At 45.9% G+C, this 21,124-nt stretch carries 17 protein-coding genes and 1 pseudogene; 3 read left to right on the top strand and 15 right to left on the bottom strand.

Annotated elements, in window-relative coordinates; genetic code table 11:
* Window positions 1-88 precede the first annotated feature (88 nt).
* Entirely contained in the window at window positions 89-1,102 is a 1,014-nt protein-coding gene (gene galE / locus NV381_RS14855) for a UDP-glucose 4-epimerase GalE (RefSeq protein WP_258214077.1), read from the bottom strand.
* A gap of 234 nt (window positions 1,103-1,336) precedes the next feature.
* On the opposite strand from galE, the gene NV381_RS14850 reads away from it, so the two are divergent.
* Window positions 1,337-1,840 carry an NUDIX hydrolase gene (locus NV381_RS14850; RefSeq protein WP_258214076.1) on the top strand — a complete coding sequence of 168 codons (504 nt, stop codon included), beginning with the start codon at window positions 1,337-1,339 and terminating at the stop codon, window positions 1,838-1,840.
* A gap of 442 nt (window positions 1,841-2,282) precedes the next feature.
* Entirely contained in the window at window positions 2,283-4,022 is a 1,740-nt protein-coding gene (locus NV381_RS14845; RefSeq protein WP_258214075.1) for a GT-D fold domain-containing glycosyltransferase, read from the top strand.
* Window positions 4,023-4,233: 211 nt separating this feature from the next.
* Here the strand turns inward: NV381_RS14845 and NV381_RS14840 are convergent, their stop codons facing one another.
* From NV381_RS14840 to rpoN, 13 genes are all read right to left on the bottom strand, one after another.
* Complete coding sequence (locus NV381_RS14840; RefSeq protein ID WP_258214074.1) at window positions 4,234-4,947, bottom strand: SDR family NAD(P)-dependent oxidoreductase; 714 nt, start codon at window positions 4,945-4,947, stop codon at window positions 4,234-4,236.
* Complete coding sequence (locus NV381_RS14835; protein ID WP_258214073.1) at window positions 4,944-5,504, bottom strand: DUF2179 domain-containing protein; 561 nt, start codon at window positions 5,502-5,504, stop codon at window positions 4,944-4,946. Before NV381_RS14835 ends, NV381_RS14840 begins: the two co-directional genes overlap by 4 nt.
* A gap of 72 nt (window positions 5,505-5,576) precedes the next feature.
* Window positions 5,577-6,686, bottom strand: a complete 1,110-nt coding sequence (locus NV381_RS14830) for a Zn-dependent alcohol dehydrogenase (protein WP_258214072.1) — start codon at window positions 6,684-6,686, stop codon at window positions 5,577-5,579.
* A gap of 21 nt (window positions 6,687-6,707) precedes the next feature.
* Window positions 6,708-8,198: an aldehyde dehydrogenase family protein gene (locus NV381_RS14825; protein ID WP_258214071.1), complete on the bottom strand. Its 1,491-nt coding sequence runs from the start codon at window positions 8,196-8,198 to the stop codon at window positions 6,708-6,710.
* On the bottom strand, window positions 8,149-9,510 hold the full coding sequence (locus tag NV381_RS14820) for a lyase family protein (RefSeq protein ID WP_258214070.1): 1,362 nt from the start codon (window positions 9,508-9,510) through the stop codon (window positions 8,149-8,151). The genes NV381_RS14825 and NV381_RS14820 overlap by 50 nt, the downstream gene beginning before the upstream one ends.
* A 78-nt stretch (window positions 9,511-9,588) precedes the next feature.
* A complete protein-coding gene (locus NV381_RS14815) occupies window positions 9,589-10,722 on the bottom strand; it encodes a mandelate racemase/muconate lactonizing enzyme family protein (RefSeq protein ID WP_258214069.1) in 1,134 nt (377 codons plus the stop codon).
* A 31-nt stretch (window positions 10,723-10,753) separates the two neighbouring features.
* A complete protein-coding gene (locus tag NV381_RS14810; protein WP_258214068.1) occupies window positions 10,754-11,668 on the bottom strand; it encodes a glycine betaine ABC transporter substrate-binding protein in 915 nt (304 codons plus the stop codon).
* 64 nt (window positions 11,669-11,732) lie between these two features.
* The gene (locus NV381_RS14805) at window positions 11,733-12,410 is read right to left on the bottom strand and encodes an ABC transporter permease (RefSeq protein ID WP_308861880.1); all 678 of its coding nucleotides are present in this window, start codon (window positions 12,408-12,410) and stop codon (window positions 11,733-11,735) included.
* Between the two features lie 19 nt (window positions 12,411-12,429).
* Window positions 12,430-13,560, bottom strand: coding sequence for a betaine/proline/choline family ABC transporter ATP-binding protein (locus tag NV381_RS14800; RefSeq protein ID WP_258214067.1), 1,131 nt, complete (start codon window positions 13,558-13,560; stop codon window positions 12,430-12,432).
* 289 nt (window positions 13,561-13,849) lie between these two features.
* Complete coding sequence (locus tag NV381_RS14795) at window positions 13,850-14,815, bottom strand: glycine betaine ABC transporter substrate-binding protein (RefSeq protein WP_258214066.1); 966 nt, start codon at window positions 14,813-14,815, stop codon at window positions 13,850-13,852.
* Window positions 14,812-16,983: a PAS domain-containing sensor histidine kinase gene (locus tag NV381_RS14790; RefSeq protein WP_258214065.1), complete on the bottom strand. Its 2,172-nt coding sequence runs from the start codon at window positions 16,981-16,983 to the stop codon at window positions 14,812-14,814. The genes NV381_RS14795 and NV381_RS14790 overlap by 4 nt, the downstream gene beginning before the upstream one ends.
* A 15-nt stretch (window positions 16,984-16,998) precedes the next feature.
* Window positions 16,999-18,372 (bottom strand): sigma-54-dependent transcriptional regulator, encoded by a 1,374-nt coding sequence (locus NV381_RS14785; protein ID WP_258214064.1) that lies wholly within the window; start codon window positions 18,370-18,372, stop codon window positions 16,999-17,001.
* A gap of 68 nt (window positions 18,373-18,440) precedes the next feature.
* Window positions 18,441-19,757 (bottom strand): RNA polymerase factor sigma-54, encoded by a 1,317-nt coding sequence (rpoN, locus tag NV381_RS14780; RefSeq protein ID WP_258214063.1) that lies wholly within the window; start codon window positions 19,755-19,757, stop codon window positions 18,441-18,443.
* A gap of 269 nt (window positions 19,758-20,026) precedes the next feature.
* On the opposite strand from rpoN, the pseudogene NV381_RS14775 reads away from it, so the two are divergent.
* Window positions 20,027-20,551, top strand: a pseudogene (locus NV381_RS14775) (Rpn family recombination-promoting nuclease/putative transposase).
* A 97-nt stretch (window positions 20,552-20,648) separates the two neighbouring features.
* On the opposite strand, the gene NV381_RS14770 reads toward NV381_RS14775, so the two are convergent.
* Window positions 20,649-20,780, bottom strand: a complete 132-nt coding sequence (locus tag NV381_RS14770; protein WP_258214062.1) for a hypothetical protein — start codon at window positions 20,778-20,780, stop codon at window positions 20,649-20,651.
* Between the last annotated feature and the right edge of the window lie 344 nt (window positions 20,781-21,124).

Raw genomic sequence — 21,124 nt, 5'->3', positions numbered from 1 at the left:
TTCAACACTCTACTAAAGAAACGGCACCGTACATACTGCAGCTACAGTGTTAATATTTTAGCCTGTTACCTTTTCATCCCATTTAGCATTAATCATCGTATCCATTAGGGTTATTGACCTGCCAGCGCCAGGAGTCCTCACACATCTCTTCAATTCCCCTAACCGCAGCCCAACCCAATAACGCTTCTGCCTTAGACGGGTCCGCGTAGCATACAGCCACATCTCCCGATCTGCGCTCTGCAAAACGGTAAGGAATCATCCCCCCAAAAGCTTGTTCGAATGCACGAACCATCTCCAGCACACTGTAGCCTTTTCCAGTACCTAGATTATAGGCTTCGATTCCACTGCTAACCGTTACCTTTTCAAGCGCCTTCAAATGGCCAATAGCCAAATCGACCACATGAATATAATCTCTAACTCCGGTTCCGTCCATTGTCGGATAATCGCTGCCAAATATAATAAGCTCCTTCAGCTTTCCAACCGCAACTTGAGAGATATAAGGCATCAGATTGTTAGGTATTCCATTGGGGTCCTCACCAATTCTTCCGCTGGCGTGAGCCCCAATAGGATTAAAATAACGCAGAAGCGAAATGCTCCAGCTGTTATCTGATATGTAAAGATCCTGGAGAATCTGCTCGATCATAAGCTTCGTCTGTCCGTAAGGATTGGTTGCAGCCAGTGGAAAATGCTCTGATATCGGAACGTTTTCCGACATTCCATATACGGTAGCTGAAGAGCTGAACACCAGCTTTTTGACACCGTACTTTTGCATCGTTTCACAAAGGATGAGCGTTCCAGCAATGTTAGTATAATAATAGCGCAAAGGAAGCTCCACCGATTCCTCCACGGCCTTAAGTCCAGCTAAATGGATAACCGCCTCTATTCTGCTGTGAGCGAATACCTCTTCAACAGCCGAGCGGTCCAAAAGATCCAAGTGGTGAAATGGAAAGTCTTTACCTGCAAGCTCACGGATACGTTTCAAAGCTTCCGGCTTGCTGTTCGTTAAGCTATCCACAACTATGATTTCATAACCGTTGTTAAGCAGCTCGACACATGTATGACTTCCTATATAGCCTGCTCCGCCTGTAACCAGTACTGCCATTGCCAAGCCTCCAATCATGGATGGTCGATATTGCTCCTACGGATTGCTTTTTTATTATAACAACCTGATTAATGGATTCCAATAATAGTGGACTAATCTTTCGTTGTGCAAAAAGTCACCTTCATGAAAAAGCTGTGCCACCCATTGCAAATACCGGCTCCGTTTATTAAGATTTTTATATATTCTTCTCAAATAGATGCCAGAATGCTTTTATAACATTGGAGGAGCCATTGTATGAACAATAAAGAAGCTATACATTTTCTTGAGAACCAAGTTACCAAAGACAGGGATGGTCTTCCCGAGGATTTATTTTTGTTTGTGAGCCGGTTAACCCCCCTTATTTGTGTAGACCTGCTTATCAAAGACGATGAGGATCGAACGCTGTTTACATGGAGAGATGATGAGATATTCGGTAGAGGTTGGCATCTTCCGGGCGGCGTTATCCGGCATAACGAGCGATTCGAGGACCGTATCCTTAAAGTAGGGCAGATTGAACTGGGAGCCAACCTCGCTTTCGATCCGGAGCCTTGCAGATTTATTCAGGATCTGGATATCAGTAAACGGGATAGGGGACATTTTATCGCCTTTCTATACCGCTGTCGTTTGTTGTCCCAACCGGATGAATCCATACGGTACTCTTCAGCTGGGGAGCCGCGTGTGGGAGAATGGGCATGGTTTAGTGGCAAGCCTGAAGCTTTATTGAAGGTGCATGAGGTATATGAGCCCTATTTTGTTTAATAAATTTAGCATTCCAGGTTTATATTGCATCTAAGTTGGCCATATTGAATGATGTTGGTGTTGTTCAGGCAGAGACGAACGATAACCTCAGCCAAAGTCATGGTATGCATATTGCAATGGACTGATAGCTTATTCAACTTTGAGTTGTACTCATCGGTCAGAGACAGGTTGACCCGGTTGAAGCTCTTCTCGCGAACAAATAGCCTCCTCCACGCTCACTTAACATCGTAACTTCGTTACAGTGTTACTTGATGAGCAGGGGGAGGCTTTATTGAGTTTTTACACTTGCCAGCAAGTTGTTATGGATCTGGGTTATCTCCTGAATCTACTCTATTTTAGTCTTAAGCATAGAGCAAGCAATCTATTACTGCATATCCTATATTAGTATAAGGGGTTGTTTAAATAGCCCCCTTTTGATCACGGACTATAAGGGAGTGGTAATATGCCCCAGCTTAAAATTTTATATTGTACTAATGATCGCACCAGCAATATTATCCGATCGGGAGAATTTTTCAAGCAGGAGGTCATGAAGCAGCAGGATGTGCTGGTTTTTTGTCTGGATGAGGAGGCAAATATAAAGCAAATATTGTATGATCACGAGTTTACCCCCGATTTTATCTTCTTCGATGATGTCATGTTGAACAAGCCATTACACGGCTTAAAATATGTAAATATACCTAAAGGCGTATTGTATTGGGACCTTCAAAAGGATCAAAAGAAATTTCGTCGGTTTGTATACGAAAATGACATCGATCTTATATTTTCGTTCCATAGAGACGCTTTTATAGACAATTTTCCGGAACTGCTTAATAAATTTCGTTGGCTCCCCCATCATGTGAATATCCAGCAGTTTAAAGACTATGATCTGAATAGGAAAATTGATTTTTTGCTGATGGGTGCTGTAAATGAAGACTACTATCCGCTAAGGCATACAATCTCAACAGAAATGAAAGGTTATCCGGGCTTTGTCCATCATCCGCATCCGGGATACAGGGATTACGATAGAGATGAGGATGATGAGGCGGAATCTTTAGTAGGGGAATATTTTGCAAGGGAGATTAACAAAGCCAAAATGTTTTTTACCGATGATTCTATTTACAGGCTTCCCAACGCCAAATATTTCGAAGTCCCTGCTTGCAGAACCCTATTGCTGGCTAATGGATCTAAAGAGCTTAGGGATTTAGGATTTATAGATGGAGAAACGTTCGTAGAAGTCAATGAGGAGAATTATTTGGAGAAGGCATTGTATTATTTAGAACATGAAGAAGAAAGAACGGCTATCGCAGAACGCGGCTATCAAATGGTGAGGAAAAAGCATTCAACAACAAATAGAGTCCTGAAATTCATTAATTATATTAGAGATTATTTGGACAGAATCGACTGGAACTATGAAGAGCCTGTAATAAGCTTAAGCCCGCAAAGGCTGCATAGCGGTGAAGTTATGGATAAAGTTATATACGCATTGGACAATAAAATCCCTTATGCCGTCGTTTCCGTTGGCGAAACTGAAGCCTTTGTCATGGCCCAGTACTATATACTTTCCGAAGAAGAATTTATGAATAATAAAGAAGCGACTATTGCCAATGAAAAAATTGAACGAGGCCACCAGCACAGAGGTATTTTATTTCCTAATACAGCAGCACGTGATATGGCTATCGATGCGGTGAAAATATGCGATATTGTCGGCTACAACACATTTTTTTGGAAAAAGAATGCGGGACAATTTACTGAAAAAGTATTCGATACGTATGACATATGGCGAAAATATTATTTTGAAGCGTATATTCGCAGAGTGATCATCTATTCACAGGAGAAAAAGTTCCATCAAATGCTGCGTGGCAAAAACATATTGATAGTTTGCGGCTATGCCAAAGAAGTGAAGAAATCACTTAACGCCAACTTAAAAGCAGATTTAAACTTTAATATCGTTGGCACCGTGATGGTTAACGCATTTGAAGACTTGCCGCGGGCAATGGAAGAAATTGCAGAATACGAGTTTGATTTGGCCTTATTGGCTGCGGGAACCAATGCGATCATACTGGCCGGCTACATTAAGGAGAACCTCGGAAAGGTAGCTTTTGATTTAGGGCATGGAATGGAAAGTATAGCAAGAGACTATTTTTTTGACGAAAAAGACTTTATTAAAGAATATATCGGAATCAATAGACTGATGAATATGTAATGGAGACCCAAGAAATATCCCTAATCGCACTCCAATCAAATGGCAGCCATGTTGCAGTGTTTATCTAGACGGGAAGGTGGCGATGGGATAAACGCTTTGACGTTTGACCCACGCCACCTTGTCATATTTTTTACAATTCATGTATCCGATGCTTGCTTTTTCACTTCAAGTCGAAGTCGTCAATTTAATTCAACCGTTCACTGCGGCCTTACTACCATGGGAATGGCATATTTCCGGTCCCAGGCTCAAGAAACTGTCCCGTGTTAGAAGAACAAGCCGATTGGCACCATGCAAAAATAGACCCAGCAGCTTCATGCGGTTCCAAGTTAGCATCGTGGGAGGCGCAGCTTGTATACATTTTACCCGGATGAATCGAGCTCACATGAATACCTTTTTTTCTAAGCTCTTGATCCAAACAAAGAGAAAGCATATTTTGTGCAGCCTTAGCAATTCGATAAGAGTAAGAAAATCCGCCTTCGTTGAACTCCCCAGATGCGGTCATGGCAAGAGAGCCCAGTCTTGAAGAAATATTAATGATTCTGGGGTTCGCAGACTGCTCAAGATAGTTAGATACCGCTTTAACGGTTCGGATGACTCCAAGGCAGTGAACATTAAACAGCTCGCCCACCTCTTGGGTTGTAACCTCTGAAAATTGATAGGCAATTCCCGGAATGCCAGCGTTATTGATCAAAATATCGACTGTATCCGTCAGGTCTCCCACAACAGTTCTGATGCTATCGATACAATCATCCTCACCCACATCGGCAATAATCGGATGGCAATACGGCATTTCCATAAGCAGCTCTTCAGCAGCCGTTTGCGTTCTTACCAACGGGAATACTCGGTATTGGTGCGCGTAGAAAATCCTGGCCAGCTCATAGCCCAATCCCCTGCCCGCGCCCGTGATAAGCACCGTTTCGCTCACTTCCCTGCCTCCTTCCGGGCTCCTGTTAACCGATCCAGCCTCGCACCGGACCCGGGCCTCATAAGATATCCGCCCCGATAATATTTGGCATCGTACGATACGACAAAGGCAGCAGGATCTAGGGCCATTATGTCCTGATAGAGCCTGGATTGCTTTTTACGCAATATAATAATGGAGAGAACAAGGCTTTTCCCATCAACCCCCTCAGCCTCCCATATCGTTAGCCCATACCCTTTCTTGGAAAGCTCTTGAACTATAAAATGGCGCTCCTGCTTAGTAAACACCTGGACATTCGTAAACCCTAAAGCCAGCCGCTCCTCAATTTTAATTCCGGTTAATATACCAACCCCATAGCTGAGGCAGTAAACGACCAGGCTGACCGGTTGATCCAAATGGTCCAGAACGATTTTAAACCCGATGACGTAGATCATAATATCAATCGAGCTAAGCATCGCCGCCGTATAACGGTATCCTTTGAGCGTAAAAATTTGTCGGATCGTCAGAACCGTTACATACACAATTTGTATAAAAAATATGGTGACTAACGTTGGCCACATGGCACTTCACCCCTCAACGAAAATGGAACAGAGGAATCCCGGTGAATGCAGAAATTCCTCCTTGATATCCCATTAAAATACAATTACGCTGCGCCCTACATTCACACAATTGCAATCGTGGAAGGAGTCGAAGGCCTTATTAATATCCTCCAGCTGAATCTTCTCAAGAATCAGCTCATCGAGCATAAGCTTGCCATCCAAATAAAGCTGAGCCAATGTAGCTATATCGCGAAGCGGATGAACGTCTCCGTAGAAGCTCCCCTTCAAGGTTTTACCTACACGATGAAATCCGCCAGCCGGAAGACTCAGTTCCTTTTTCGGATCATAAGCCCCGACAACAACCGTCGTTCCACCCTTGCGAGTACCCTGCCATGCACTGCTTCCCGCGTTCGTATTTCCGGAAGCGTCAATTGCAAATTGCACACCATAACCGCCAGTCAAATCCTTTAAAGCCTGAACCGCATTTTGCTCCGCTACGTTAATCGTATGCGTGGCTCCGTAGGCTCTTGCCAGCTCCAGGTTTTTCGGCTTTACATCGCAAGCGATAATTTGGGAAGCCCCGGCAATTCGGGCGCCTTGAATAGCGTTGATGCCTACACCTCCAATGCCGAAGATGGCAACGGAGGAGCCCGGCGTAACCTTAGCCGCATTGACGGCGGCTCCATATCCCGTTGCTACGCCGCAGCCAAGCAAGGATGCTTGAATAAGTGGCATTTCATCCGGCAATTTGACGCAGGATCGTTCAGCCACTACGGCAAATTCCGCGAAAGTTGAGAGCAAGGAATAATGGTATAATTTTTGCCCTGCCTGGCTCAACCTGGAAGTGCCGTCGAGCAGCGTTCCGTCAAACATCGGGCCGAACGCGATTTCACATAAATGCACCTGACCTTGTTCGCAAAATGGGCATACCCCGCAAAACGGTACCCAGCTCAGAGCAACTTTATCGCCTGCCTTCACATGGCGAACATTCGAGCCTATTCCTACGACAATCCCTGCGCCCTCATGTCCGAGAATGGATGGGGTAGGCGTTGATGTATCCATCAAGCTGTTCATATCACTATGGCAAACGCCGGATGCTTCAATTTTGACCAAAACCTCATTAGGCCCCGGCGACGCAAGCTCCACTTGTTCGATCGTTAACGGCTTGCCAACCTCTCTCATTACTGCAGCTTTCATTCTCATCTAGTTATTCCCCTGTCCGGCTTAAATTTTGATCCAAATGGATTTGACTTTCGTGTATGATTCCAATGAATGAATGGCATATTCTTTGCCCCAACCGCTCTGCTTCGTACCCCCAAATGGGCTGGCGAAATCGTAACAGCCGTATTTGTTGACGAACACCATACCCGCTTCCAAACGACTCGCGACCCTATGGGCCCTCGAAACATCATTCGTCCACAAGCCCGCTCCAAGGCCATAGATGGAATCGTTAGCCATCGCCACCGCTTCGTCCTCGTCCTTAAAAGGAATGACTACCAGAACCGGTCCAAAAATTTCTTCTTGAGCGATACGCATACTATTGGAAACGTCAGCAAAAATCGTTGGCCTTACATAGTAACCATCACGGTTCGTTCCTTCGGTATCGCGTTTGCCTCCAGCTACCAAACGTGCGCCTTCCTGTTGGCCGATCTCGATGTAGTTAAGAATGCTCTCCATATGCGCCTTCGTGCACTGCGGACCTTGATCGCTCAACGGATCAAACGGATCTCCGCACACATAGCTATCCGCAAGCTTAGCCAATTGTTCAACAAAATGGTCGTATATGTTCTCCTGAACGAATAATCGGGTTGGAGCCGAGCATTTTTCCCCTTTATGAGTAAACAAGCCATAGAAAGACCGTTCGATGGCGAAATCCAAATCCGGTACATCGTCAAACACAATATTAGGCGACTTTCCGCCCAACTCCAGTGTCACTGTCTTTAAATTGGAATCCGCCGAATCATGCACCAGCTGTTTGCCAACAGAAGTGCTTCCGGTAAACGATATTTTGTTCACATCCGAATGCTTCGTAATATAAGAACCGATACTGCCGCTGCCTAGAATAAGGTTGATCACACCAGGCGGAAGCACTTCTTCCTCATGCAATATCTCGAACAAGCGAATCGCCGAAAGAGATGTGGCGCTTGATGGTTTAAGCACTACCGTGTTCCCCATTGCGAGGGCAGGAGCCAGCTTCCAGCAAGCCATGAGGATCGGGAAGTTCCACGGTACGATTTGTCCGCATACCCCGACCGGCTCTCTAACCGTGTAGCTCAGGAAGGAGCCATCTACAGGGCAGTTTTCTCCGTAGAATTTGTCCGTCCAGCCCGCATAATAATCAAATATGTCAGCGGATTCAGGAATATCGTCCGCGTAAGCTTCTTTATACAGCTTGCCGTTATCCAAGGATTCCAGCGTAGCCAGCTCCGCATGATGCTTGCGGATAACATCTGCGATGGTATGCAATACTTTGGCCCGCTCCTTGCGGCTCATTTCTTTCCAAGGGCCTGACCGAAAAGCGGCCTTCGCTGCCGCTACCGCAGCATCCACATCCTCCTTGCCTGCTCCGTGGAAGGTGCCTAGAATGCTGCCATCCGCAGGATTGATCGTTTCCACCAGCTTGCCGGCAGCATTGCTCCTCCACTCTCCATTGACATAGAGCCGCTTAGTTGTCTCCAGCCATTCCTTTGCCCATTTCAGACGAGCTTGTTCCAAATAAATCTCCTCCTTGTTGAAGCCATGTTTGTAAATCTATACCTTGCCGGGCTGCTTCTTTCACCCCATGTGAAACGGCTGCATACCCGTATTTCTCCTTTAAGCTGACCATACGTGGAACCATGCTCTCTGAATAGGTTTTGCAGCGCTCCGTATTCACCATCGCACCACGAAGACATAGCTCCGTGAACTGGCAAATCGCTTTGGTCAACATCTCCACCGCTTCCAGGATGTTGATCCCTGCGACCGCCTCCCATACATTCAAGTTCAGCTCCCCGTGCTCCACGACCGCCTGTACGGTCCGGTCGCAGCCGAGCACTTGAAAGCAGCATTGAATGAGCGTTTCCGCTACCACGGGATTGACCTTACCCGGGAAGAAGGACGAGCCCGCTTGCACGGCTGGCAGGATGAGCTCCGCCAGTCCGGCCTCCGGTCCGGAGGACAGCAGCCGGAAGTCCTTGGCCACCTTCAGCAGCGATGCTGCCAGCAGAGCGAGCTGCGCCGAGACTTCCGCCAAATCATCGGGGTTTTGCGCTGCATCGTACAGATTGCTGCGTAATTCGAAGTTTTCACCTGTTACAAGGTTCAGCTTCTTTATAATCACTTCACGATAAGCTGCAGAAGCACCGTGGCCTGAACCGACTACGGTTGCGCCCAGATTGATCTGCCGCAATCTGTGAAAGGCACCTGCCAGAGCGGTACTTCTTCGCTCCACCAAGGCTGCGTAACCGCCGAACGTATCTCCGTATGAGATTGCCATTCCATCCTGCATGCAGGTACGGGCTATGGTGATTGTGGCTCCGAGCTCAGCTTCCTTTGCTTTCATCTGTGCATACAGCTTGTCAAGCTCCTGCTTCAAGCCCTCCCATATCGAAACAAGCGCCATTCTAATCGCCGTATGGCATACATCAGATGTAGACTGCGATAGGTTGACATGCTCGATCGGATCAACCGGCTCGTAATCTCCGGGCTTCCCCCCCGCGCTTATATTGCTGAGATTCGCGATCACTTCGTTCAGATTCATATTGACGCCAATCCCACCGCCCCCATGCAGTACGTCCACGGGAAAATGCTTTGTATGATTACCGGCAATCAATTGATCGCAGGCCGCTTCTATTAACCCCGCTCGCCTCGCATCCAGCTCACCCGTTTCATGGTTCGCTTGCACCGCCGCTTTTTTCACGAGCGCCAAGGATTGGATATAAACTGAATATTGACTAAGGAAGCGGCCTGAAAAAGATAGATTCTCACATGTCCTCAGCGTCTGGATGCCATAATAGGCATCCGTTGGAATGAGAAGCTCTCCGAACATATCCTTTTCTATACGAAAAGATTCAGATGATTTATCGATGGCAGGCTCCTCCTCTACTGCTGCTTTTACTGCTGCGTATTAATCCGTACCCCAAATGTATGCATTTTTAATCTCATACTTTTCCAATACTTCAGGATCAAGCTCGAAGCCGAGCCCCGGCTTATCCGACAGTACCAAATACCCATCGCTGTCAACATTGAACTTCTCCTGCTGTACGAAATCACGGCGTTCCGGTGTCCATGTCGGCGGATCGTAAGGGAACTCAAAATAAGGGCATGTGCTGAGCCCGCAGCTCAATTGCAGGTTAGCCAAGAATCCGATACCGTTGCTCCAGCTATGCGGCGTAAACCAGTGGCCGCCCATTTGCACCATGTCGGCAATTTTACGAATTTGCGTGATCCCACCTGTCAATGCGACATCCGGCTGGTACACATCCAATGATCCGTGGCGGTACATTTCTCTGAAATCATGCCATTCCCGGTTCATCTCTCCTCCTGCAATACGGATACCCACCTTCTGCCGAAGCGCTGCCATTCCTTCAAAATCATGAGAGGGCAGCGGTTCTTCTAGCCAGACTACATTTAATTGCTCCAGCTCCTTCGCTACCTGATAAGCCATTTTCACATCCCATGTTCGTTCCACATCCCAAGGCATCTTCCAGCCCTGGTTCGCATCTACCATAATGTCCAGCTTATTGCCAACCGCTTTGCGTACCGCTTCTACGACCTTGATATCCTTACGGGGATCTTGATTGTGGAAGCGGATTTTCATCGCCTTGAAGCCCTGCTCAACGAATGCTTCAGCACGCTCGGCGCGAACTTCGGGAGAGACCAATTCACCGGTAGAGGCATACGCCAGCATTCGGTCGCTGCGGCCTCCAAGCAGCTTATAGACAGGCAGCCCCGTCGCCTTCCCCATCAAATCCCATAAGGCCAAGTCTAAAGGCCAACAGCGTCCATAATGAAAATCAATATTATCGATGATTTGAGCATGGCGCTCGATGGCAAATGGATCCTGACCAATAAACAAATGCTCGTGTCCGGCGAAACCCGTCATCAGATCACCCGAGCCAATACCTGTAATGCCCTCGTCCGTATGAACATAAACAAGTGTGGTACCGAATTTCTTCCGGGGGGTAGGATCCCAGGATGCATGAAAGGCCGGATCTAGCGGAATCATATATTGCTTAATTTCAATTGATGTGATTTTCATAACGATCGCTCCCTTGGTTTGGCTGTTATTTTTACTTAATTAGTCCTGACTTGGTTAAAAACTCTTTTGCGACTTCTGCCGTAGGCTTCTTATCCATATCGACCTTGGCGTTTAGCTCTGACATCGTTTTGTCATCGAGCTTGCCGGCCAATTGATTTAATACTTGAGCCACGTCCGGATACTTTTCAATCAGAGTCTTCGGAACGATCGGAGCGGCAAAATAAGGTGGAAAGTAGCCCTTATCATCCTTCAGCGATTTAAGCTTCAAGGCAGGAATGCGGCCATCCGTAGCGTAAGCAACCAACACATCGAATTTACTGTCAGCCAACGCCGAAAATGCGAGTGAAATGTCCATTTCCTTGAAATCTTTAAATTTCATGCCATATTTATCCGTTAAACCTTTATATCCATCCGTACGAGCATAGAATGCGGCATCCATGCCAATTACCAAATCCTTGGAGTGGGCCACCAGATCAGAGAACGAATTAATATTTAATGCTTTCGCTTTGTCCTCTTTCATAATGAGGGTGAATGTATTGTTCATGCCAAGCGGCTCCAGCCATTGGAACCCGAACTGCTTATCATAGCCTTCCTTCGTTTTTTGGAATACGGAATCCGGCGTATCGTCCGGTTTCAATGTATTTTTTAACACATTGATATAGCCTGTTCCCGTGTAATCGACAAATACTTGAATGTCCCCGTCCTTCATCCCTTGATTCAACACAGCGGAGGCCGCATACCCGCCTTCTTTAATCGTTACTTGATGCTTTGTTTTATTTTGCAGAAGCTGTCCCATGATTTGTGCAAGCACATATTGCTCCGTGAAATTTTTACTAGCAACCACGATCTTCGCCGAGCTTTGTGCATCCCCCGCCGATGTTTTGTTCTGAGAGCATGCTGACAATAACAACACCAAACTCACAAGAAGTATCAACCACTTTTTCATAAAATTTCCTCCCAAGTTTTTATTAACATACATTTGCATGATTCTCTAAGCCATTTTGCAGACATTACTTGGATGCCGGTTGTGCAGCGATTGGACTCCTTTTGCGTGTGGCACGGGTTTCCAGCTTCTTCAACAGCACTTCCACCACAATCGCGAGCAGTGCTGCCGGTATCGCCCCGGAAAGAACCAGCTCCGGACGCATTAAGGTAACACCCCGGAAAATAATTTGGCCTAGTCCCCCTGCCCCAATAAATGCGGCGATAGTTGTAATCCCGATTGTCCAAACAGTAGCGGTTCGAATTCCCGCCATGATAACCGGCAGTGCAAGCGGAAGCTCAATCATCCGCAGGATTTGCCAGTTCGTCATGCCCATGCCGCGCCCTGCATCCACTGTGGAAGGACTCACTTCCGTGATGCCTGTATACACATTTCTCACAATGGGAGCTAGTGCGTACAAAACGAGTGCAATAATCGTAGGCTTCACCCCAATGCCTACAAGCGGCATTAAGAATCCGAATAAGGCAATGCTTGGAATGGTTTGAAACATTCCGGCGAACCCGATCACCGCATCCGCCACCTTTTTATTTCTTGTTAAATAAATTCCGAGCGGCACCGCCAATGCAATGGCAATCAGCATCGACAGCATGGAGATGTAAATATGCTGCCATAAACCGGTAAGTATCATGTCCGGTTGATCCCGATAAACCTCCCACAACGAACTCCACAAATTTTGCTCCTGCATTACAAATTCCCCCTTTCCCTTACCCACTCATTTTCGATAAACCACGGAGTATACTCGTCTGAGTCACGACACCAATCACCTTGCCATGCTTCATCACAGGCAGGCCGCTTACTTGTGATTCCATCAATCTCTCTGAAGCCTCACGCCAACTTGAATCCGCTTCCACACAAAGCAAAGGCTTGTGCATAATTGTGCAGATAGTCTCATTACCCCGACCTGCATTTCGTTCCAGCTCTGCTAATGAGATGACACCGGCCACACCCCGGTCCCCATCGTAAACCAGAAAAGCTTCTTCCTTCGAGCTCTTGGCGACCGACAAGGCATCTGCAATTCGATGCTCCTCATACAGCTTCGTGATCGGTTGAATCATCATAGCCTCTACTTGTGAAACGATCCCGTTCCCACTTGCTCCTGCAGCTGCCGCACCCAATCGCTTCTCCCCGATAAAACCCCTTACAAATTCATTGGCAGGATATTTCAAAATGTTCTCCGGGGTATCAAGCTGGATAATACGGCCTGCATTCATGATGGCGATCCGATCCGATATTTTTAGTGCCTCGTCGATATCATGAGTAACAAATACGATCGTTTTCTGAATCTCCTTTTGCAAACGAACCAACTCCTCCTGCAGCTGCTCACGAGAGATCGGGTCCAAGGCGCTGAATGGCTCGTCCATTAGAATAATTGGAGGCTCGGCAGCCAATGCGCGGATAACTCCGATCCTTTGCTGCTGTCCGCCGCTTAATTCGGAAGGAAAGCGGTTTCGAAACACTTTTGGATCGAGGCCAACCATATGCATCAGTTCATTGACTCGTTCCGTATAGTCTGCGTCCTTCCAGCCCTTTAGCTTGGGAACAAGGCCGATGTTCTTGCCAATGGATAGATGAGGCAGAAGGCCAATTTGCTGAATCACATAGCCTATTCCCCTTCTAAGCTCCACAGGATTCGTGTTCGAGATATCTTGACCATGAATCTTAATGGTTCCGGATGACGGCTCAATTAATCGGTTAATCATCCGAAGCGTCGTCGTTTTCCCGCAGCCGCTTGGCCCTATTAAAGCAACCAGCTCTCCCTTGCCTATGTGCAGGTCTAATTCCGTCAATACCTTTACAGCACCATACACCTTGCTTATCTTGTCGAAACGGATCATGTACTTCCCACCCCCACAATATTTACGAAAGCAGCCTTTAGCAGGCAAAATACTTTACACTTTTATATATAGCAAAATGCGTGCCAATAATTTTTCCGCGATTTTAGGCAGCTATAAGCATGGATTGTAGGTTTCTTCTACAAAAACGTTGTTGAATTTTTCTACACTGTAATTTTTCACAACAATGAAACACAGCATAAAAAATCCCTTCAGTGCAAACCTGATAGGACCATAGCGGTTCCAATCGTTCGCCCAAAGGGATTCCTGTACACTTATATTGTGATTATACTTACTTTTTCTGACGTATCAGTCCCGTATCCAGTAAATATTGCCTTGCCAGCTCAGTAACATCCTCATGCAGCACATCGGCCTTGTATAAATACGCCTTGAACTTGTCATGATCTAATTGATTTGTAAGCCCAGTCAACAATGGTTCGATCCGGGGATTCTGCTTCAAGACCGGGTCCTTGACTACCGGCGCCGGATTATAGGGCGGGAAGAAATGACGGTCATCCTCCAGCTCCACCAAGCCATAAGCATCGATCCGGCCGTCCGAGGAGAAGCCTATTGTCGCTTGAACACGTGATTCTTTGACGGCCTGAGCAAACAGCTTCGTATCCGAGACGATAACATTCTCACGTGGAATATCCAGATCATATACGCTCTCGAACTGCTTCAAACCGTCAGCGCGGATGAGAAATTCACTATTCGTTGCGATATTGAGCCGTTTATGCTCCTTGGCATAAGTCCCCAAATCACTAATCGTATTGATACCATATTGTTCAGCCAGTTCTTTCTTGATAAGCACTGCCCAAGTACTATTAATTTCAGTTGTTATAGGGAGCCAGTGCAGACCGATTTTCTTATCCTCCTCCGAAACAATTCGGAACGCTTCATTCGCGTCTTCGATCCCGGCTTGATGCTGATAATAAATTCTTGCCGTATTGGCATACTCCCAGTATTGATCGATCACTCCTGCTTCCAAAGCAGAACGGATATTGGTGCTTCCTTTAAAAATGATTTCCTTTACGTTAAATCCGTTTTCTCTCAGTAAGATGCCGGTCATTTTCATTAACAAATACTGCTCGGTGAATGATTTGGAGCCAATGGTAATGACAGGCTTCGATTCGGGAGATTGCTCCTCCGCCCTGTCAGACTCTTTATAAGTCCCCAGACCAAAAGGATTAGCGATCAACATAGAAGCAAGCATCAGTACGATCATCAGCGCCAGGGGGATAATCCACTTGTTTTTCATGGGCTCTCTCCCTCCTTCTGCAAGGGAAATTCACACCTCATCGTTGTCCCCTCATCCGCTTTGCTTTGAATTTGCAGTGACCCTCCGTGCTCCATCATAATGTCTCTGGCAATAGTAAGCCCCAGACCAGAGCCCTTCTCTTTCGTTGTAAAATACGGATTGAACATCCATTCCATCGTTTGCTCGGAAATCCCCATCCCCGTGTCCTTCACTTCGACAACAAGTACTCCGTTCCCAGCTCCCCCACTAACCGATGTACGAATGCTTAATGTTCCTCCGTCCGGCATAGCTTCAATACTGTTTAAAATCAAATTTAAAAACACCTGCATTAATTTATTGCTTTTTCCCACAAAAGAAGCCTGCTCAGCCGCATAATCCTTGACGGTTTCGATATTTGCACCTCTGAGCTTAATACGTAGGAGATGCAGTGTCTCATCCAGCAGCTTCTCCACCCGGATCGTTTCTTCTTGCTCACTGGTCATTTTGGAGAAAGACAGAAATTGATTGACGATACCGTTCATACGCCTAACAACCCGGTAAATATCATTTACAAGTTCATTTACCGTTTCATCCTGAGGCATGGCAGCTATCTCATCCTTTAATAATTCAGAGGCACCGGAGAGGATGGCCAACGGATTTTTGATTTCATGGGCAATGCCTGTGCTGATCTGTCCGATTAAAGCAAGCTTCTCGCTCTGTTTGGCATGCTCCTCCAGCAGCTTCCATTGGGTTATATCCTGAAAAACAGCGATGCTGCCGATATTGCCGCCCTGCATATTATAGAATTTGGAGGTGACGATCTTAACAACATGCTTGTGTCCCTTCGCGTCTATAATATAAGTTTCCGCATCTTCAGCCATATGCTCGTCATTCAAACTGTTCAATATTCCAAAATCAGCTTCCTTGTTCTCGATCTGCATATCCGACAAATGCATACCCATCATGGAGGCTCTCGGATAACCCGTAATCTTTTCAAACTGCTGATTGATATGGGTTATCCTTCCTTCATTATCTACAGTCAGGATCGCGTAAGGAATCCCTTCGATAACATCGCGCAAATAACGTTCCTTTTCCTCAACCATCCTCTGCTTTTCGCTTAAGCTTACTGCCATTGCAGCCATCGAGTGCCATAAAACCGTCAGCTCATCCTTCGATCTACTCGTCAATTGAGGAAGTACAGCGATGGCATCGTTTCGTTCTATACTTCTGGCAAATTGAGTTAGCCTCACAATCGGCTGCAAAATTTTTTGCACACCGATTCTGATGAACAAGAGGGTTAGTAAAAGGATGCATACAAAAGTTCCCGTCAACGCTTGGGACAGATCCGTCATCGGTTTAAAAGCATACCGCTCCGGTACTCCGAGGACTAGCCCCCAGCCATCCCACATCGTCTTGTAAGCCATAATACTGGATTCGTTGTGATACTCGCCTTTCATGGAGCCGGAAGTATAACGGGATATGTTTGCTGCTGCTGGAAACGTAGAGAAATTCTCGCCAATTTCGGACATTACGGTGGAAGCAATAACCCTGCCGCTGCGATCCACGATAAAGCTAAATCCATTGCTTGGAACGCTGCTCACACTTAATACTTCCGAGAGATGCTCCTGGCTTAGCTCCGCAATTAACATCCCTATGAATTGTTCATGATTGTCCAGAATCGGAAGTGAAATACATACTACCCGCTGTCCGTGAGGATTCAGAAATACATCGGAAACTGCATAGTTTTTACTCCAGCGTACAATCTCGAAGTTGGGGAAATCATAAGCGGCCCTTTGAGTTTGCAAGGCAAAAGGCGCCTCAAAAAGCATTTGCTTTTGAGCATCCACCATAGTAACAGATTGGATCATAGTACTGCTGGCTATCGTTTGCTTAGCGCGTTCATACATTCTCTGGGGTTGAAGCTTGGCTTCTTCGTCCACCTCGGCGATCAGCTGCATTTGCAGCACCGCGTCGGATATTTCTGTATTAAATCGCTTTACCAAAGCGTCCGCGCTTAGTAAATTTTTACTCACTATATCTTTTTCTACAATCCGGTGCGTATAGCCAAGAATCAGATTATAAATAAGCAGTACAGGAACGATAATAACGATAGAGTAGATGATCAAATACTTCTTCTTGATGCTTTGGGAGACGGAATTCATCGGGAAATTAGAGAACATAGATGCCATGGTTTCCGCCCGTCCTTATCTCATTTTTTTCATTTTATAGATGAGCGTGTGCCTTGAAATGCCGAGCAGATCGGCTGCCTTGGTCTGATTGCCGCCTACTTCCTCCAGTGCCCTGGAAATAATTTCTTCCTCAACCTCTTCAAGAGCCTTCTGCAAATTCAACTGACCGGATTTCATTTTACGGGTGCCCACAAGTTCAGTCTCTACATGCTGGGGGAAAAAGAGTTCACCCGAAACCTCATGCAAATGAATCATGCCGCTTGAATGAACAATGTGCATTCTTTCGAGCATATTGAGAAGTTCTCGGATGTTCCCAGGCCAATCGTGAGCCGTAAGCATTGCAATCGTTTCGTCAGACAGCTGAACCTGCTTGCCGTATTTATGGTTAAGCTTATGGATATAATTAATAATCATGTATGGAATATCTTCTCTTCGTTCCCTTAGCGGCGGCACTTCAATTTCAACCAGATTCAAACGGTAATACAAATCTTGTCGGAACTGCCCTTCCTTGACAAGCTTCTTAATGTCTTTATTCGTTGCGGTAATAATTCGCACATCAACGCTTCGGTAGGAATTGCTCCCTAGCTTCATGAACGTTTTTTCCTCGATGATGTGGAGCATTTTCGCCTGCATGGCTAGAGGCATTTCCCCAACCTCGTCGAGAAAAATAGTACCGCCGTCGGCAGCCTCAAATTTCCCTGCCCTTGATTCTGTTGCGCCTGTAAAAGCACCCTTCTGGTATCCGAACAGCTCGCTTTCCAGTAATGAGTCAGGAATGGCCGCACAATTAATGGAAACAAAGGGCTTGTCCTTGCGTTGGCTAATCTTGTGTATCCATTTGGACAGAGCTGTTTTTCCAACTCCACTTTCCCCTAGTATTAAGATGGATGCATCCGTCTCCTTCACTTTATTAAAAAGCTCACAGACACCTTTCATTTTCTCACTTTGAAACACCAGCTCTTCATGATCGCTCGTTGACGCAAGCTGCTCCTTTAGAACCTGATTTTCGAGCTGAAGACGTTTTTTATCGCATGCCTTCCCAACAATTTCTTTAATCAATTCTAGCTCGCTTGGTTTATTAAGATAATCAAATGCCCCCAGCCTCATAGCATCAACAGCATTCTCTACATTTCCGTATGCGGTTAGCATTATCACTTCCACATGGGGAAACTCGTTTTTAATTTTCTGAAGCACTTCTAGTCCAGTAAGGTCAGGAAGCATATAATCAAGGATCACAACATCTATATCCTCTTCTTTGACAATTTGCAATGCTGCATCCCCAGTTATCGCCTGAAACGTTCGAAAACCTGACTTTTTCAGCTTATGGGAGATGATACGGCATAAATCCTCTTCGTCATCAACGGTCAAAATTCCAAAAGAATAAGCCATTCTAATCTGCCTCCTACTTGTATGATAAGGCTTTACTTTGGAAATAAACTCTCGTTTTCCAGCCTCTGCTAGTTTACACTCTCTGCTCCTCGTAACCGCGAAGACAAAATTTGCATTTCCTCCCTGTACTTCATGACCGTTCTCCGGGAAATTTGAAGGCCTTCCCTGGTTAGCGTATCGGTAAGCAGTTGATCCGAGAGCGGCTTGCTTTTATTCTCTGCATCGACTAACTCCCGAATTCGACATTTGATCCGTTCAGCGGAAGCAGCTTCTCCATCTGCTGTTATTAATCCAGTCGCGAAGAAAAATTTCAATTCAAACATGCCATGCGGCGTTTGGACCACCTTGTTCTGGATAGCGCGGCTTATCGTGGATTGATGGAGCTCTAGTCTATCAGCAATCGTTTTCAAATTCATTGGCTTCAAATAAGATAACCCTTTATCCAAAAAAAGCTGCTGCTCTTCAGTAATCGCCTCAATCACCCGGTAAAGCGTCTGCCTTCTTTGGTCCAAGCTTTGGATCAGCCACGTCGCGGTCTGAATGCGCTTTCTTGCGTAATCTCCCGTTTCCTTGCAATCGCTCTCAGCACAAAGCTTCTGGACTTGTGTATTTAAAGACACTTTAGGCATTCCATCCTCATGCAGCATGATAACGTACTCGTCGTTTTTCTTTTGTATCGTGGCATCGGGTTTTAGATCAACTTGGCGCTCGTGTCTGTAAGCAAGACCTGGACGCGGATTTAGCGTTCGAATAAATGCCAGTGATTGTTTTACCTGCTCCAATGAAACATTCAGAATTTGAGCCAGGTGTTTCCATTTGCCAGCCCCTAACTCATGTATGTGATTACTAACCAGCACTTCCGCTAAGCGATCGGCTTTCTCAGCCCGCTGCAGCTGAATGAGCAAGCATTCTTGAAGCGTTCTCGCTGCTACCCCTGCAGGCTCTAAAGCTTGCAAAGCTTCTAGTGCTTCTGCGACTTCCGAGACCTCCACTTGCAAGCAATATGCCGCTTCCTCAAGTGAAATATCTAATAAACCGCTTTCATTTAGGCTTCCAGCTAAAAACTTTGCAATATTATAAGAGCGATTATTGAGCCCAGTCAGGCGAAGCTGGCTTATCAGCACCATCTCCAGCGTATCGGGTTCGTTCGCGGTAAGCTCTACAAAAGCCGTATTCCCATTGTTAGCTGCTTGCTTTACCTTGCTTCTACGGCTCTTGTTCTCGGTCCAGCTGACTTCAAGCAATGGATTTTCAGAGGATTGCTCGTGCAAGTAGCTAACTAAATCCGCTGAAGATAATTGCAATATATGCATGGATTGAATGAGTTTTGGCGTGATAGTCAGGTTCAAATTTTGCTGCAATACTGCCGCATGGTTTACATTCATCCGGTTCACCTACCATTCGAGTGTATAAATATTATACAATAGCAGCATTTAAATAAAAATAACTAGATTTTAGTCGAGCCGTTCTTAAGGGGGGCCCTGATGCCCGTGAATGTCCGAGAGCTTAACTCCCATAAGGCTTTCGGACGTTTTCCCTCCCCTTTGAAACCCTGATTTCCGAGTATAATTTGCAGTATGCTAATGCTACTACGGCAGCAATCTTGTGACAAAACAGAACAAGTTTATTATGTTATAATATCCATAAGTGAGGATTGGAGTTGATCATATTGAATGACTTGCTTGATCCAAAAAATGACTTCGTGTGAGCCTCCGCTAACGGAGATCATTCTAATGAATCCTTATACAGATAAGGATTCACCGCGTGACAAACAATCCATCTTTGATATTAAAGCAAAGACAACCGAAGGCGAACTTATAAATATTGAGATGCAGCTCTTTAACCAATACGATATTGAAAAGCGAATTGGTTGCTGTTTTTGAAGGGTCCTAGTAAATCGAACTGGGAGGTACTGACCATGAACGAACCTGTCTTACGTAAGGCGATGAATACGCTGGAGTTTTTAAGCCAGGATGCGGAAGCGCGGCGGTTGTACGAAATGCGTCAAAAAGCTTTGCATGACGAGGTGTCGATGATTGAAGGAGCCCGCGAAGAAGGAAGCTACAAGAAAGCCATTGAGGTAGCAAGGAAGATGCTGGCTAAGGGCAAAGACATGGACGAGATTGTTGAGTTTTCTGGACTGACGATTGAGGAAATTGAGCGTTTGAAAGCTCACTAAAATAAAAAGGCTGCATGAGAACTGTGCCCTGGTTTGTAGACACGCTGAAATAAACGCCTAGGACCATTACACGACTAAGAGATGATTCCTGTATTCGTCAGGGATCATCTTTTTCTAATTCCCATTGGTAACGTTCTGAGTTATAAAAATGGATGTTTCCTCTATTGAAGTCATTCTCCCCTTCAAACAATTGAATCCGTGCTTCAGCACGTTTCAATTGTTCTTCCATAGACAAATCTTCAGCTGGTTTCGCCCCGTTGCACCTTTATCACGGCGTTCTTCAAGAGGCCCACTCTCTCCAAGCGCTGAATAAGCTGCCCGCCAACGTTTCAATCACTCATTAGGCTTTCGGTTAACTATGATCGACAACTGAAATCCAGCCTCAATAAATATTTGCTGGGGAGTTCCTCTTTTTAGATAAGCTTGAATGGCATGCCCCGGAGGGCCAATGTCATTAAGTTAAGCTCAAAAACAATAGCGGAATTAAAATGGAATTCGAAACGGTATGGGAAAAATCCCTGTGCCGTTTGTTTTTTGGTGTAAGCCAGAAAAAAGCGTACAGCAAACAAGGCG

This window comes from Paenibacillus radicis (ex Xue et al. 2023) (assembly GCF_024722015.1).
In the GTDB taxonomy this organism is placed as follows: domain Bacteria; phylum Bacillota; class Bacilli; order Paenibacillales; family NBRC-103111; genus Paenibacillus_S.
This window is presented reverse-complemented; position numbering and strand designations above follow the sequence as displayed.